Annotated in this window: 8 protein-coding genes; 2 read left to right on the top strand and 6 right to left on the bottom strand. The window is 60.8% G+C overall.

What is annotated here, in order from left to right:
* Nucleotides 1-209 precede the first annotated feature (209 nt).
* The 4 genes from OVA06_RS09740 to OVA06_RS09755 all read right to left on the bottom strand — a co-directional run bounded on the left by OVA06_RS09740 (nucleotide 210) and on the right by OVA06_RS09755 (nucleotide 11116).
* Nucleotides 210-2030, bottom strand: a complete 1821-nt coding sequence (locus tag OVA06_RS09740; RefSeq protein WP_268157908.1) for an ATP-dependent nuclease — start codon at nucleotides 2028-2030, stop codon at nucleotides 210-212.
* A 530-nt stretch (nucleotides 2031-2560) separates the two neighbouring features.
* Nucleotides 2561-3682, bottom strand: a complete 1122-nt coding sequence (locus OVA06_RS09745) for a hypothetical protein (protein WP_268157910.1) — start codon at nucleotides 3680-3682, stop codon at nucleotides 2561-2563.
* Nucleotides 3679-8889 carry an ATP-binding protein gene (locus OVA06_RS09750; protein WP_268157912.1) on the bottom strand — a complete coding sequence of 1737 codons (5211 nt, stop codon included), beginning with the start codon at nucleotides 8887-8889 and terminating at the stop codon, nucleotides 3679-3681. Before OVA06_RS09750 ends, OVA06_RS09745 begins: the two co-directional genes overlap by 4 nt.
* 1216 nt (nucleotides 8890-10105) lie before the next feature.
* On the bottom strand, nucleotides 10106-11116 hold the full coding sequence (locus tag OVA06_RS09755; RefSeq protein ID WP_268157914.1) for a phosphotransferase family protein: 1011 nt from the start codon (nucleotides 11114-11116) through the stop codon (nucleotides 10106-10108).
* Nucleotides 11117-11151: 35 nt separating this feature from the next.
* Here OVA06_RS09755 and OVA06_RS09760 point away from each other — a divergent pair, with 35 nt between their 5' ends.
* Together OVA06_RS09760 and OVA06_RS09765 are read left to right on the top strand one after the other, a co-directional pair.
* Nucleotides 11152-11883 carry an SDR family NAD(P)-dependent oxidoreductase gene (locus OVA06_RS09760; protein WP_268157916.1) on the top strand — a complete coding sequence of 244 codons (732 nt, stop codon included), beginning with the start codon at nucleotides 11152-11154 and terminating at the stop codon, nucleotides 11881-11883.
* A gap of 10 nt (nucleotides 11884-11893) precedes the next feature.
* Nucleotides 11894-13138, top strand: a complete 1245-nt coding sequence (locus OVA06_RS09765) for a cytochrome P450 (RefSeq protein WP_268157918.1) — start codon at nucleotides 11894-11896, stop codon at nucleotides 13136-13138.
* Here OVA06_RS09765 and OVA06_RS09770 read toward each other — a convergent pair.
* Together OVA06_RS09770 and OVA06_RS09775 are read right to left on the bottom strand one after the other, a co-directional pair.
* A complete protein-coding gene (locus tag OVA06_RS09770; protein WP_268157920.1) occupies nucleotides 13135-14235 on the bottom strand; it encodes a methyltransferase in 1101 nt (366 codons plus the stop codon). The two genes, OVA06_RS09765 and OVA06_RS09770, sit on opposite strands and share 4 nt — an antisense overlap.
* Complete coding sequence (locus OVA06_RS09775; protein ID WP_268157922.1) at nucleotides 14232-15377, bottom strand: hypothetical protein; 1146 nt, start codon at nucleotides 15375-15377, stop codon at nucleotides 14232-14234. The genes OVA06_RS09770 and OVA06_RS09775 overlap by 4 nt, the downstream gene beginning before the upstream one ends.
* Nucleotides 15378-15515 lie beyond the last annotated feature (138 nt).

Here is a 15515-nt window from a genome sequence, read left to right on the forward strand (position 1 = left end):
CGCCCTGCAAACTCAGGGAACTCCCAAAAACATAACCAATCCGAGGCAGTCCGGCGCCAGTACGGCCGAAATTGAAGCCGGAAGTGTTGACACTGTCAACAGCAGTTGAATTGATATCTGGGCAAAATGAAAGCGCTCCATCGGGGCCATCCTCCGTGGTGACGACTGCACCTCGTCGCTGGGGTCTGCGACCGCGCCAACGAAAATTCTCAGAGCGGCGAACGCTCGTGTTCCTTCACGATTGTGCGAAGCCAGTTATCGAGCGGCTTGACCGCCTGAGGGACGGCCTTGCGTGTGGCAAGGTGCTCTCTCAGGAGAGCCGACGGCAAGTGAGGCTTGACCTTCCCTGACTTCTTGCCTGTGGAGTTCCATCCCTTCGAGCCAAGCCACGCCGCCAGCTCCTCTTTGCCAGTGACGCCCGACACGAATTTATCCGACGCCACTTGGTCAATCTCGTTTTCGCCCGCCGGCCCGAGCATTTCGGCGAGCCTCCTATGGCCGATGGTGTCAAGCAGCAAGCCTTCAAGATCGGATGCCAAAACGAACGCGTCCCACATGGCAAGGCTGCGATTGAGATCCGCCTGCTGCTCTAGCGCGCCCTTTAAGTTCAATACCGTTGTATCCGCCAAAACGTGCAAAGCCTGAAGTTCCCGCTGGGACGGAGCAGGATCTCGGGCTTTGAGGATTTCCAGCAACTTGCGCTGGCCTTGACCGCCCGGCTTGTGTACCCCGTCTTTGTCAGTAAGGACGTAGGCGCGAACGCCGAAGTACTGTGCGAGGCCCACGAGATGCTTGATTGTGTCGATGCCCGACGCTTCGATGACAGCGATACCCATGGCATAGTGGCCGCCTGCCCCGCCGGTGATGCGAGCAAGAAGATGGTCAATAAGGAGCTTGTCACCATGGCCTTCGACAAGAACTACCGAGTTCGCGAAGACGAGCTCACTATTTGTTGCGTCGCAGTATCTGGTCAGCCGGCCCTCTTCAGCCTCGGTCAGCTCCTTACGACGCGCGGTGTAGTTGGTGCCACCGGAACAGTGCGGAAGCCATACGATGCGTCGGACCGAGAATGAATCGACCAAGACCGGGCTGTGGGTAGTCACAAGGACCTGCGCACCTGCCGAGATTTCCCGCAGGATCTTTGCCATCGCCCGCTGAGTCTGCGGATGGAGGAAGGCTTCAGGCTCCTCTATAGCAAACACCACGTTTCCCCCCGCCTGCTGGCTCTGAGAGGCCACGTACCGAAGTATGCCGAGCACCATCGCGGACTGGAAGCCGGTACCGCGTTCGGCGATCGGGACCTCTACCTCGTCCCGGCTGGTTATCACCGCCTCCTGGAGCATCCCTCGAAGCGCATGCTTTGAATCAGGCAGATTTATACCAAGATCACGCTCCCTGAAAGGAAGCTCGGTCGCCACAGCGACAACGGACTCACTCAGGACCTTGTGTACGAGGTCCTCGACTGGTTTGATCGCATCCTCGAACTCCTTTTGTAGCTGAGTCTTGCGAGAACCACCCGATCTCACGAGCACGCCCTCAAGAGTCTCGTACAGCCTGATCAGCGACTGGTCGTTTTCGCCCTGCCCGGATTCGCTCACGCGGACGGACGGGATCTTCACAAAGCTGAACGATTGTAGTACCGCTCTATACAGTTCGCTCGCCCGTGCTGACTTGCGGCTCGCTTCGTACGTGATCTTCCCGCCCCGTGAACATGAGATCTTGATCCAGAAAGTGCCGTTCTTGAGGACCGCGTCGGCGAACACCTCCTGCTCGGCATCGGAAAGTACGCCGAAATGCACCACGATGCTAGACATCATCCTGGGGCCTCCCTGCACGTAGTATTCGTGCAACGGCTTCAACCGCAGCATATCCGACCCGCTCGGATCGGCGAAGAAGGTCTCTAGAACGCGGAACAGCGACGACTTCCCGGCGTTGTTCGGACCGGCAATCAGCTGAAGCTGCGAATCCACCTCAATGCTCAGCTTCTCGAACCCAAGCAGCCGCTCTACGTCAACGCGATCAATGTGCACGTGGGTCAGTCTATCGGCGTAGCTGCCGAGGACCGGGAGCGACGACACCTGGAGTGCTGTTCATCAACTTCAACGACGTAGGCTGCTGGGATAAAGGGCTGGATACCGGTTCCACGTCCATCCCGCGGGAATTTTCACAGCCGAGAAAAGCATCCAAGCTCGGTCTTCGATACGCTTCAGAAGCCACCTCGCGTCGACTTCGGCGGGAGGCCTGTTCACATGCCGACGGTTCCGGCCACAGTTGATCTGGAAACTTGGATCGCGCATTGACGGCCTCCACTTCCAAGCGGCTGCCGCGGCTCGCGCCATCGCATCGGGTCGGACGGAGGTTGAGAAACGGCCCCTCAAGTCGAGTATCCTCCCGCTCGAGGTCACAGTTAAGCTCCGGCGGTGGACTGAGCATTGTCTTCCCTGGATCCTCAGGTTGGTCGCATCCTATTGCCCGGATCTAACGCCAAGAGTGCCCAGCGGCACAAAGATTGCGGCTTCCGACGAGGCTGCTCGGCAGTCACCATCGCCTCTCGCGGGACTTAGGTGGAGACCTGGAGCGAGAGCCCGATGCGGAGTCGGGTGGGGCCAATAGATTCTACGGCGGTAGCGTACAGATCAGGCCGGAGGAGCAGGTCGGTCCCCACGATCGCAGGTTCAAGCGGTTCGTAGTTTCCGTCGTGGATGGGAAAAGAACTCCATTGTCGGCAAACGAGGGCTGGGCCGGTGCCGTCGATCAGCATCAGTCGGTTCGACGGCGACTCTGGAGAGAGCTCAAGGAGCGCACAGAGCTCGATGTGCGGTGCGAGGAGGAACGGGTGGAGCCCGGGGGCCGTATCAGGGTGAGGGATGCCGTGCGTGGAATCGAAGTCAAGAAGCGCAACCAGGGGTCTTGCAAGGACAGAGAGGTTGGCATGTGCCTGAGCTCGGTGAAGCGCTGGTTCAAGTTCTGTGGCTCGATGGGTCCAGATAGTCGGGATCGATCCGGCGAACGGCAGGTCTGGTCGGCGAGGGTCCCCGTTGGTCACTTCGAGACCGGTAGAGATGATGTAACGACGGGCAGGCCGGTCGGGATGTTTGGTGGCATACGTGCGTTGTCGTTCGATGAGGCCGAGTTGCACCCAGTTTTCGTAGGGGGCTTCAGTGCAGCGGGGCAGTTCATTTGAGGAGAGTTCATTTTGCCGTTGAAGGACGACAGCGTGTGGTGGTGGCCATGTGTACGCGCTGTCGTTGAGCCACGGAACCGCTGGAAGTGTCCACGAGAGCGCGGCGGGCCGTGTTGGTGGGCGTGGGACGCGTGCGGCTTCGCTTCGAATTGCCCAGGCGGCCGTTGAAGCAAGTTTTCGTGTCGCGGCTTGTTCGAATGGGATTGCTTCGACGAGGTGGCCTTCCATCGCCATGGCGGTGCGGATGCCGGCGGCCGCTTCTTGAAGGCTCGTTTCGAGCGCCTCTTGGTATGCGTAGTAGGCCTGGGGCCGGTCGAGTTCCCGGGCGCCGAGATGCTTGAATTGACTTTTGACTCGGTCGGTAACCTCATCACACATACCGGCGAAGCGGGCCTCGACTGCGTCGCGCAGGCCAGGTGGCCGTTGTGCTAGTTCGAGACGTTCCCCAAGATATTCATTTACGGCCTCTTTCGCGAACTCCCGGGCGTTCTCGTTCATGCCTCCTCCATCGCTTTGTTGATGGCGCGACGCACTGCACCATCAGGGTTTGTCGCCGGAGGGTTTGGGACGGGGAGACCATGGTAGTTAAGGATTTGACCGGCGAGGGCGCGCACTGACAGGCGGTTCGTCGTTGCAAGTCCGGTCAGTTTGTCTGCGAGGGCCTCGCTGAGGCGTCCGTACGGCAGGTGATCGCGGATGGTTTCGAGGACCCAGGTTATGCGGCCGGCGTCGAGGTCGGCCTGGAGTACTGGAATTACAGCTGTTTGGGCGAGCTGTGGTCGGCAGGCGATAAGCAGTGTGAGGGCGAGGAGCGCGGTGCGGATGTCTTCTGTCTTAGGTTGGCAGAGCGTTGCTATGGCGAGGGAGGTGAGTGCTTCGTTCAACTCGTTGTGGCGGTCTGGCGTTGGGGTCGGGGTGTAACTGGGGCCGGCTCTTCTTACGGTTCCGGGTAGTCGTCGTTCGAGGATTTCGAAGGCGGCCTCCCAGATCTGAACTGCGGTGCCGGAGGCGCCTTGTGCGGGTGCCGCTGCAAACGCTGCGACTACGGCTTGAGTAACGCCGAAGAGTCCGTAGTGTTCGGTTGCGATGTTGTAGGCGATGGCGGCTGCGAGGGTGTGGTCGGCGGTGTCCCGGTGGAGGGATTGGGCTTGTGTCCAGAGTTCGATGCGTTCGCGTCCGGCGAAGGCTTGCCACCCGCCCCCGCCTCTGATGCGCGTGTACGCGAGGACGTAAGCGTAGCTGGCGACTTGGTCGAGTTCGGGAATTGTGCCGTCGCAGCGTTGGGCGAGTCCGTCGGCGAGGGTGGCAAACAGCTCGTCGGCAGTCATACTGCGGAGTTCGCGGGCTACAGCGTCGAGGACATTCTTACCACCTTCGGCGCCGTCAGTGCTGGTGGCTTCGAGGATGCGCCAGCCGATGGTGCTGGCGAGAGTGTCAAAGTTGTATCTGATCGTGTTCTGGTCCGGTCGAAACCCTTTGTCTTGGTAGTCGCGTACGGCAAGTGCGGCACCTTTCGCCCCGGGGCTGAACGTGGGGCGTTGCGATGCTTCAAGTAGTTCGAGCAACGATTCGGGGCCGCCGTGAGCTCGATCAGGTGAGTTCTTCCCAGTGTCGTTCTGTTCGTCGCGAGGTTCGCGCGGTGTGAAGGCGGGGCCGCCGAGGGCCTGGATGGCGGCGACGAGGTCAGGTGGCGCTGTTCCGCTTGGTAGGTCGCGGGCGTACATGAGAGCTTGGTTGTCGTAGCTAGCTGCGACCTGGTTCGCGAAGACAGCGAGGGCTACGTCGCCTTGGGCGCAGAAGCCGGTTTCGGCTCTGAGACGATCGAGCAGGGCCAGGTCTGTGGCCGGATGTCGCCAACCGGGTCCGACGGTCAGGCGGAGCGCCGCGAGCGCGATAGGGTCCGCCGCGTCGGTGAGCGTTTCCAGTAGTTCGATGTGGGTGGTGTTCGCGAGGTAGTCCTCGTATCCATACTCGCGGATGAGGATGCTCGCAGAGCTGGTCGCTGCTGCGATTGGATCGAGGCTAGCGGCTTGTCGCCACCAACTGGCTGGGGCCTGGTTGGTTCCGCGTCCATCGGTGTGGGCAGCAGCGAGGTAGGCGGCGTCTTGGACACGTCCGAGAGCTGCACGGGCTTGGTCGAGGTCGATAGCCGCGATGTCTTCGATTGCTTCGATGAACTCATAGATGGTCGCGTCTTTGTGTCCGCCGTAAGCGCATAGCAGAGTTGCGGCTCGTCTCCAGCAGGCGTCAGCTTCGGCTTGGTCGCCGGCATCGAGGCAGATGCGCGCAGTTGCTGTCTCGAAGTCGGCCGTGACTGAGTACATAGTGTTGGCGTCGTAGCGGTTGGCCCTGATGGCGGGCATCAGTTTGTGGATGGGTTCGATACCGATGCGGCGGGCTGCTCGGCTGAGGATGGCAAGAAGGTCATTGGTTGCAAGTGGTCCTCCTTCAGCCATGCCCATGGTGGAGGCGGTTGTGTTCTCGCCGATAGTGGTGAGGTGGGCGACTACCTCGTCAAGGTCGTGCGGTTGGACGACGAGTAGGGCTCGTTCGACGACTTCGTGGATGAGGTGGCGGATGGACCAGAGGTCGACGGCACGGGGGGTGCCGGTGAAGTGATCAGCTTGGATTGCAAGTTGCTCGAGGGCGACTCTGACAGTGGTAGACGCGGCGTCAAGTGTTGTCGCGGCATTAGCGGTGTCCTCGTTGAGGCCGACAGTTGCAACAGCGAAGCGGAGCCAGGCGCGGTAGAACCCAGCACCGCTGATATCGCTACTGATGATGAGGGCAATGCTGGGGTCAGTGGCGTGCGCTAGGCGTAGAAGGTCGAGCCATCGGCGAACGTGTTCCGGGCGTTCAGCCATGAGGTCATCGAGCAGGGCCAGGGTGGCGGCGTGTAGCTCGGCTCGTAGGTCGGACAGGGCCAGCAGCGTGAGAAGTTCTTCTGCAGCAACGCCATGGTCTAGATATTCGGTGATATATGCCCCCGGGGCTCGGGCGGCAGCTTCAAGGGCGAGTTCAGCTGCGTCTGGGAGGTTATTGGGCCCTGTGGCAGCGAGGTCGGCAAGGGTGATGAGTACAGTGGCCGCGTTCATCTCATCTGTCATCTCGCGCGCTGTATCAAGAAGGTCTTCGGCAGGGACGGCAGCGGCAAACACTTCGACGAGCTGGTCGAGAGGCGGTTGGCTGTCGTGATCGTCGAAGTACTTGGCGAGCTTGGACCGGTCGACGGTGCGGCCTGCGGCGAGGCGCTGACGGAGGTAGCCGAGCTGTTCGGAGACTCGCAAGCGGGCGTCGCTGTCGGCGCCGTAGTGGGTGTTGTCAGTTTTGACTTCCCGTCTACGGGCGGACAGGTAAACCTCCCAGGGTGCGGGGACACCCGCTCGGTCGACCGCTTCGCACAGGCGGAGGCCCCAGCGGGCTGGGAACGTGGTGCGGCCCTCGTAGACGAGGCGTTCAGCGACGATGTCGGCTCCGAGGATGCTGACGACGACATCAGCGTACTCAACAAGGGTGTCAGGGAGCGATTCATTCTCGTAGACCCCGACGGCGCGGAGTGCTTCGACACAGGTGATTAAGGCTTTCCAGTCGCGACGGCTCTGAGCTTCAACGGCGACAGTTGCGAGCACATGCTTAATGGATTCTGGGGGTTGCAGTTGGGCAACTGACTTACTGACGAAGTCGGGGTCAATGAGGGCGATGAGCTCGTCGTACTTGCCCAGTTCGGCAAGGAGCTGGGGCAAGTTACGGAAGGATCGGGTGTCCTTGAAAAATCCTCGACCTCGGAGCCAGTCGGCTGCGCTCTGTCGAATGTGGTTGCACCATCGTTCCGGTTTGTCGCGGCGTGTGAAACGGCTGAGGCTTTCGTGGTGGACCTTAAGACCTCCGGCTCCTGGGAGCGACACGAGGACGGGTGCAAGTGTTGCGAGTGCCCCGTCCAAGAGGGGTTCGAAGGCGGGGAGAACTTGGCCCAGTTCGTCCTTGGTGAGCGCGAAGTCGCAGATGGCCAATGCGCCGACCGCTTGGAGTTCGCCATCGGTGAGGCTATTGAGGAGGTGCTGGTAGTAGGTGTCTAGGTCGTTGGCAGTGTCGGGAACTTGCTGGATACGCTCGATGACTTCTGCCACGGTGGCGGGTGCCGAAGGCGATTGACCGAGAGAGGATGTGCCGGTTGCATGGCGGCAGAGGTAGGTGGCATATAGCGCGTTCCCATTGGAGCGGGCGTCGAGGAGGCTGACGATGGTCTCCCGGTCGCTGTCCGTGATGGGGGCCCCGGTTCCAGGTTCTTTGAGTACCTGGTGCCGGTCGGCGAGGGAGGTGAGTTCGTCGGTTGACATGCGTGGCACTTGGAGTGGCGTGCCATGGTCGGCATTGGCGTCAACAAGGTGCATTCCCGGTTGGCTGGCCACGAGAAGGCAGGTACCTTCGGGGAGGTCGACGCTCGCGAGCTGGTTGACCACTGCTCGCGAAGGGTCTGCAGCCCCTCCCCCGATGTTGCGTCCGCGTACTCGGTCGATGTGGTCAAGCCCGTCGACGATGAGAAGAATTTGCTTACCCGGGTGCTGGCCACGGCAGTCGTGCAGAGCCTTGGCGAGCGTGTCGGCGGTAGCAGCGAATCGGGGGCGGATCCCGGCTACGGCGTCAGGAGCTTGGAGTTCGAGCTGGTTGAGGAGGCTACCGATGACGACCTCAGCTAGAACTCGTTGGCTGCGGTCGGAATCGGTTTCGCCGAGCCAGCAGTGATGACGAGCCACAATCCAGTCGCTGGCCCGGTAAGCGTCGGCGACCTGCTGGCTGAGCCAGGATTTGCCAGCGCCCGGCTCACCGACGAGAACCACACGGCCACCTTTTTGCGCCGCGCTATCGACGTGGTTCTTGAGTGCGGCGAGCGCTCCTTCACGCGCGACTGCGAGAACGGGTTCAACGGGACTTCCATCGCGGACAGCTCCGAAGTCAGTTGTCAGACGTACTTCGGCGGCAATTGAGGCGCGAGTGACGTAGCCGTTGGTGGCTCGAGCTTTCGTGGCCGCATGGACCAGTGTGAGCGCGATTTCCTCGGGCGACCTGTTGACGTTCGGCGGCCGGCCGGCGCCCAGTTCCACTGCGACTCGTTGAGCGAGAGCAGCGTCGGCTGGACCTGGGTCGTGGAAGCTGAGGGAGGCGGCAGGTGCACCTACATCGACGATGAGCCGATCACAGGCGCGGCGAACTTCTTGCTTACTAAGTCCCGACAGTAAGGTCTTCCACGGCTTCGCCTGGTCGAGCTGATCTGGAGCGAACTTGTATCGCCGGGTCGTGACGCCGGGAAGTGGGTCGCCGGGGTCCTCAGACGGGTCCACGGCGACGAGAACGCCTGCGAGGTCGGCATCGGGTTGCCCGTCTCGTACGACCACTCGATAGGTGGTGTCCGGATTGGCGTCGAGATCTGTAAGCAACGATTGCAGGATTAAGTCGAGGCGCAAATGACGACCGTCGGCTGTAAAGGTGCTTTGGGACAGTTCGCGGTCGAGCGCCGTGTGCTTGATTTGGAGCCGGACGCGGCGGCCGTCAGTGTAGGCGATAGTGATGTCGTCGAAGCGGTCACCGTCGAAGTCTTTCAGGTCGACCCTAATCGAGACAGCCGTCCCGAGGAGGAGGTCGACGAACGCATTCCCGGTGACGATGTCCTGGTATGCATACCCACGGTGACCCGGACGCAGGTTCATTGCGCGCCTCCGTTCCGAGCATCGAACTTTACCAAGACCAACTCTACGGTGCCGGTCACGCAACACATGGCTTGACTGCTGCAACGGATCCGCGTTTTGCGGGCACCCGGGATACCGGATCGATGCGATCCAATGCCACTCAAAATGCACAAGAAGGCACCAAGTTTGCGCCCCGAGCGTACTCCGCAGGTCGCCCTCGTGGCCCGCGCGGGAGCGGCGCACCGGACCGCGGACGTCAAAGCGGGTTTCAGCTCTCATCCGAGCAGGGTTTCGGGTGGGCCTAGAAGAGAACATCTAGTCCGATGGGTGCAGAGGATGCTGCGCGATCCAGAGCTCATTGCCTGAGAGACGGAGACTGTCGCAGGCGACGAATTTCGAAAAGTCAAGCTTTGTCAACACTAGAAAGCCAAAAAGCCCCTGACCTGCGGAAACACTGTGCCCGAGGTGGGACTCGAACTACATTCCAACCCCTGAAAACATTGGGAACTCGCGACAACATGCGGAGACAGGGACAGTCCGGGGGCTGTACGTCCCATACTGACGGAAAAGGTGTTGACATTGTCAACACGCCTACTTCGCCCGTAAAACTCCTGAACCACAGCGCGCTTCCGAGCTAACGGCGGGGTCCTCCTCTTGTCCAAACTAGCCCGATTCCGGGACGACGAACGCCCGGGACGACCTGACTTGCCGAGACACGCCTACACCCACAACAGTGCCCAAAATCGCGCCGTTTGAATTGTCGCCTTTGATGAAGGAATGAAAGCTACCTCGCCCGTTTGTTCCGCCGTGTCCATGATCGGTGGAAGGGCCCCGCGCGACCACCACGCTACCGCGCCGCCCCCAGGAACCGAACAACTTTCCCCGCTCCCGCAGTAAAGGCAGTGCTTTCGGATAGAGTCTTTCTGCCCCGTTGCCAGTCCTCCAAGTTGCGCTCTCTCCAAAAACTCAGCGGCGGAAGCTGGTTGGGTGGGCGATCGAAAGCGCCTTTGAAAGCAGCATGTCCTTGAAGCCGGAACGAGACGTGGACGAGATTGTTGGCCAGATCTGTGAACCGGCCCTCCAAGAGGCTTATCGGTCCCGTGCTCAGCCAACACGTCACCACCCGACGAACCCTAGCTGCTCTAACAATCTTTGCCCCCGCCCTTAGACCACCCATAGCACCACGCGACGCATACGAAGCTGGCTGTGCGTACAGGCACCATGGCCTCGAACGGGATTATGGCCTGCTGCCCTGGCCCTCGACGCCCCGCCGGCTACGCGCAGCCGAGGCTAGGATTCGTAGTCCTCGATCTGCTGCGTCGCACCACCAAGCCAGAGATGCTACCTCTTTCGCCCTAAGTTCCGCGTTGGCCGTCTCAACCGCATCAAGGGCCTTACGCCATCCGTACCAAACTAATGTAGCCAGGAGAGAGAGCGAAAGTGCCTCTGCATCAAAGCGATCCCCGGAAATATCCTGATACTCAGCTAAGAACCAGTCCGGATCGAGTTCCGACCGCACCAAGCCCGACGGTAGGAAGCGCGCGATCTCGAGGGCAGGGGGTCCAACAAACGCCTGTCCCCAATCGACCAACACCAGATCATTGGCAGCCCATGCCATGTTGACGGCGGCGATATCGCCGTGACAGAACGTCGATGGTCGTGCCATCAAAGCATCGACGAGAGCGTGCGGACGATTTTTTAATTCAATGATCGCTTCCGCACTTTTGTGCGGCACGATGTCTCGGAATACCTTCCAACCACGCTGAACATCCGCTGCGAGTCCGGTCGCGCCACCGTCACGGAGTCCTTGGTGATCAAAGAGCGAGATCAGCAGCTTGAGGGGTGTGGAGGTTGAAGGCCTCAATCCGCTCCGGTGCAACTGTTCGACGCGTTCGAGCAAGGCCACGGCCTCATCCGCTGAAAAGCTGTGCTCGCCGCCGAGTATGCTCTCGCCAAGGTCCGCCATGACGATCGTCGTGCCCGATCGCGATAACCAAGTGCCGAGTATCGCAGAACGTACGCCCGAGGGAAGCCGACCCAGCGTCCCATCCTGCCAAAGGATATGATCCAGGCTTATCGGGTGACCGAGCAGGCGCTGAAACAGATCAGACTCCGAGGAGGACCGCTTGACGACGACCGGCGTACCGTCGCACAGGATTGCACGAGAAATACGGGCACCCGACATGCCGGAGTGACTGGCGACTTCTACCTCGTCGAGCAGGTCATGATCATTAGTGGGAGTTTCCATTTCCATCCTGTATGAGATTGAGGAACGAATACATCATGTCCGATGAAAGCTACATATTGGTCAGCGGCGCGACGGGCGTTGTCGGTGCTGCCGTCACCCGCGACCTCCTGCGCCGAGGTCGACGGGTGATCGCTTCCTACACTCATTCGATGTCGACAGCAGAGGCGCTCAGGAGTGGTGCTCCACTTGGATGCCTGCAGATTGTTGAGGCGGACCTGACTAATTTATGCGGGATCGAGTCGTTCCTTGCCAAACTAGATGAGCGCGAGTTGCAGGTAACTGGGTTCGTTCACGCGGCCGCACTAGTCGATCACACTACGACCGTGAACCTGGAGCCATCGCGTTTCGGGGAAGTGCTCATGGTCAACGTTACGGCTGGCTACGCCATCGCACGGGCTCTGACGTCTCGCGGGAAACTCGCCTCGGTCGTGCTGCTTTCATCGATCGGTTCCGAGTTCGCGGACCTCGGCTCAGTTGCCTACACGACCTCCAAAGGCGCTGTTGACGCTCTCACCCGCGCCCTGGCCTCCGAGCTCGCTCCTGTGCGCGTCAATGCGGTGGCCCCTGGGGTCGTACGGAGCCATCGAACGACGGAAGACCCTGTTTTTTCAGGCTCAGAATTTGCAGCACGAATTCCCCTCGGAGATCTCGTCGATCCAACCGCTCTGTCTGATGTGGTCTCGTTCCTGCTAGGCCCGGAATCCCGCGCCGTGACCGGCCAGATTTTGCGGGTTGACGGCGGGCACTCCCTTAGGCTCCTATCATGAAGGCTGCGCGATGAGAGATCGACTAAGGGGCGTACCTTACGCACCGCGCCTGCCGTTTATTGGTTCACTCCTCCATCTACGTTGCGCGCGAACTGACGTCCTGCTCGACGCCGCAAGCAGGCTGGGCGACGTCTTTGCGCTCGACCTCGTTTCGGATCACGTTCTCGTCACCGGCAGCCCTGCCCATGCCGTCCGAGTGCTAGAGAAACGACCGGATATCTACACAGACAAAGGTGGCGCCACCGGCTTCCGACGCAGCTCTCTACCGTTCCTCGGAGGTGGGCTGTCAACCTGGGACGGGATGGATGCCGAGTGGCGTCGACGACGCACTGGTATGGCGCGCGTCTTCAGATCAGACACAATGCTTCCCGATGTGTCACACGAGTTCACGGGCACGACGATGGATCAGCTGCGTGGAATGCTCGAGCGTGAGATTGTCATCGACCTCGCGGCCCTACTCCTCGCACACAAGCCGAACCGGGTCGAGGCCGACAAGGTGGCCCGCGCTCTACATCGTTTGGCCCGAACGTTCTGGACTGGCAAGATGCCCGGACCACATCCTGTACTTAGTACGCGAATCGGACAAGAGGTGACCGCCCTTGAATCGATCGTGCAGGGATGGGCGTCAGCGGCGCTCAGAACTCCAAATTCGCCGTTAGCACTCCACCTCGGCGGGCTCACCGAAGTACAGGTCCGCGATGAAGTGCTGTCGCAGTTGCTCAGCGCAGGGACCCTGGCAGTCCCGATGATGTGGGGACTCGATATCCTGGCACGGCATCCAGGGGCACAGGACCGGCTGCGTGCCGCTTTAGCACCGGGGTCCGATGACTCCGCCTACGTGACATGGACAATTCGCGAGATCCTGCGGATGTGTCCCTCGACCTATTGGGTGCAGCGTCGAGCAATTCGTGACGACGAGCTTTCCGGCGTGACGGTCCCAGCTGGCACGCGCGTGGTCATACATGTGCCGCGGGTGCACCGGCATCCCGAGTATTGGTCCGCCCCGGATGTCTTCCGTCCGGAGCGATTCGGCGAGAGCACAGACTGGAAGCGTGCGTGGATGCCGTTCGGGCGCGGCTCCCGCTCCTGCATCGCCCGCAGCTATTCAGTAGACGTGATGAACCACGTGCTCGGCAATATCGTCCGAGCGTACCGCATCAAGCCGATTGGCCCCCCGCCCCGCCTAGTCCCGGCCTTCAGTCTCATCGCACGGCCCGCCCCAGCGCTCTCGATCAGCCCGCTCTCTGTGGGCTAAACCTCCGCGACCTTTTTCGCGACGATCACTCCGTGCGGCGTCCAGGTATCGGAGCGAATGCGTTGCACGTCACTGAACCCGGCCACCTTGAGCCAGCCTTCGTAGGCACTCCACGGATAAATACGCCCGCCCTCGACTGGAATGGCCGCGTGGTAGAGGCTTGCCATGGCCGCGATGAACGGCCCGTCCTCGCTGTCGTCAGTCATCGAACTGAAGATCAAAACTGTCCCTCCAATTGGCAACGCGGCGTTAGACCGACGCAGGAGAGCCAGATTCTCTTCCTCCGTCCAAATCACTAACTGATGTGCGAAAAGAACGAGATCATGGTCGTCTGGAAATGAAGTGGCGAACATGTCGCCGGCCACAACGCTGACCCGATCGGTCAATCCCTCGTCCTCGATGCGCGCCCGCGCTACGTCGACATTCTCGGGCAATTCAAGGATGGTCACTTCCAGCCCTGGCATCCGACTGGTGGCCGCAATCGCGTGCACTCCGTCGCCACCGCCGATATCGAGCATTCGGGTTGGCGCAATCTCGACAAGCGCGTCCCACAGTACCGGCCCACCGATGCGGGACCACGCCCGCATATAGGTGTAGAACACCTGCCTGAGCTTGGGGTCGGCACTGTAGCGCACGTAGAGCGAGTCGCCAGCACGGCCAGGGAAGTTGTCAATCCCTGCATTGGTTTCTCGAATCAGGGACTCCGTGAACATCGAGATCCCTCGGTAACTGAAGTGGTGCTCGAATGCCACAGTTGCGGTGAACAGGCTCCATTCCTCGCTTCGGACTGCAGGAGCGATCTCGTCCGCCAGACTGTACCGGCCGCGGCGATCGCGGCGGATCAATTCGGCGGCCGCGGCGGCGGTGAGTAGGGTGTCGAGCCAGCGGCCGCGCAGCCCAATTCGCGTTCCGATTTCATCACGATCGAATCCGTCTGGTGCGTCGAGGAGCTGTTCGAGCAATCCAGTTTCGCAAGCAGCCCGGAGGGTCTGGAATGCAGCCGCAGCGAAAACCAGCCGGCCGAGGACATCGAAGGCTGGGCGTTCAAGCCGCCGGGACTCGGGGGACGCAGCATCTTCGGCGTTTGTGGAGGTCATGTGGCTGCCCACTCTCGTTCTTCAAAGTAATACTCGTCTCCACCTTCGCGCACGACGTCGACGGTGAAGCAGTGAAACCCGCCGCCGAACAACCGGCGATGGCGGTGACGCACTGGAATGACTGTTAATCCGCGATTTTCGAGTGCCGCGATGAGCTCGGGGAAGAGCGAGTTTGCTACGACCGTGTCCTCGTCGACAGAGAGGATGTTCATATCGATGTACGGGCTGCTGACGAGGAGGTCATCGTCGTCGTATGAAGGAAAGTTATGCGACTGGGGCTCCGGAGCGTAGATCTTGTCCCAGCGCTGCAGGGGTAAGGGCAGGCGGTCTGCGACACCAGGGTGTCGCAGCAAGAGGAGCCCGGGACGGAGTGGTAGTACAAGACTGTCGATGTGGTTGTCTGCGAAGCGCTCCATCACGTGCACCCGGAAGCGTCCTTCGAGATGCCTGGCTAACCATCGCGCTCCGAGCCAGTGGTTTGCAGTGGCGACGTTGACGATGATGTCACGCCCGAGCCGGATGCACTGAGCACCGTCAATCATTATCTCGTAATCCATGGCAGACCCCTGGGCTTCGCCAACGTCCTCGATCGCCGGCGTCGCTCGTCCCGAAACATACGACGTATCAAACGAATGATCGAGCAGACGAGGTCGCGGCATGGAGGTCCACTTGGACCCTTCGCGGAAATACCGGGCAAAGATCGGTTTGAGCAAATCGCTCTCGTAGGAGCGTGCGCGCACTTGGCACGAGGTCTCAATGATTTCGTCGCCGAAGACGATCGTTTGGTCCCGAACATTGAGTGCCGGAATCATGGTCGCTTCCCAGTCCGGGGTGGCGAAGGTTGCACGCGACGGGAGGGGGTCGGGGCGGTGGACTACGACTCCCAGGGCCGCGAGGGTTTCCGCGAAGTCCTCGAGATCCTCGCCGAGCTCCTTGACATAGCGGTCATTCAGCGGTCGGCGCGAGTCCGCGGCGTCGAGTGGATGCCGCGCGTCAAGTGACGGGTAGTAGAAGGACGAGTTCGCGACGTCGTTGAAAAACAAGCGGAATGAAAGCTCCATGTCATGCGCTTCATAACCTGCCGAGGTACCGACTATCACCTCCCGCAGTGGGGACCATTCATCGAAGCTGTGTGCCTTCACAGGGGTACTCTCCTTCAGGTCGGGGAGGAAAGGTCGCGAGCTTGCGTGCTAGTCCTCGGTACTTCGGGGGTCCACTTGCGTCGTGAATCCGGCTAGTGGACTAGCCGTTCCGCGATTTCCTAGAGCATAAGCGAATGA

It is taken from the genome of Pseudarthrobacter sp. SL88 (assembly GCF_026672455.1).
Lineage (GTDB): Bacteria > Actinomycetota > Actinomycetes > Actinomycetales > Micrococcaceae > Arthrobacter.

Bases quoted from the DNA above. Each gene is read 5' to 3' on its own strand.
- OVA06_RS09745 (WP_268157910.1), bottom strand. From the start codon at position 3,682: ATGAACGAGAACGCCCGGGAGTTCGCGAAAGAGGCCGTAAATGAATAT.
- OVA06_RS09750 (WP_268157912.1), bottom strand. From the start codon at position 8,889: ATGAACCTGCGTCCGGGTCACCGTGGGTATGCATACCAGGACATCGTC.
- OVA06_RS09755 (WP_268157914.1), bottom strand. From the start codon at position 11,116: ATGGAAACTCCCACTAATGATCATGACCTGCTCGACGAGGTAGAAGTC.
- OVA06_RS09760 (WP_268157916.1), top strand. From the start codon at position 11,152: ATGTCCGATGAAAGCTACATATTGGTCAGCGGCGCGACGGGCGTTGTC.
- OVA06_RS09765 (WP_268157918.1), top strand. From the start codon at position 11,894: ATGAGAGATCGACTAAGGGGCGTACCTTACGCACCGCGCCTGCCGTTT.
- OVA06_RS09770 (WP_268157920.1), bottom strand. From the start codon at position 14,235: ATGACCTCCACAAACGCCGAAGATGCTGCGTCCCCCGAGTCCCGGCGG.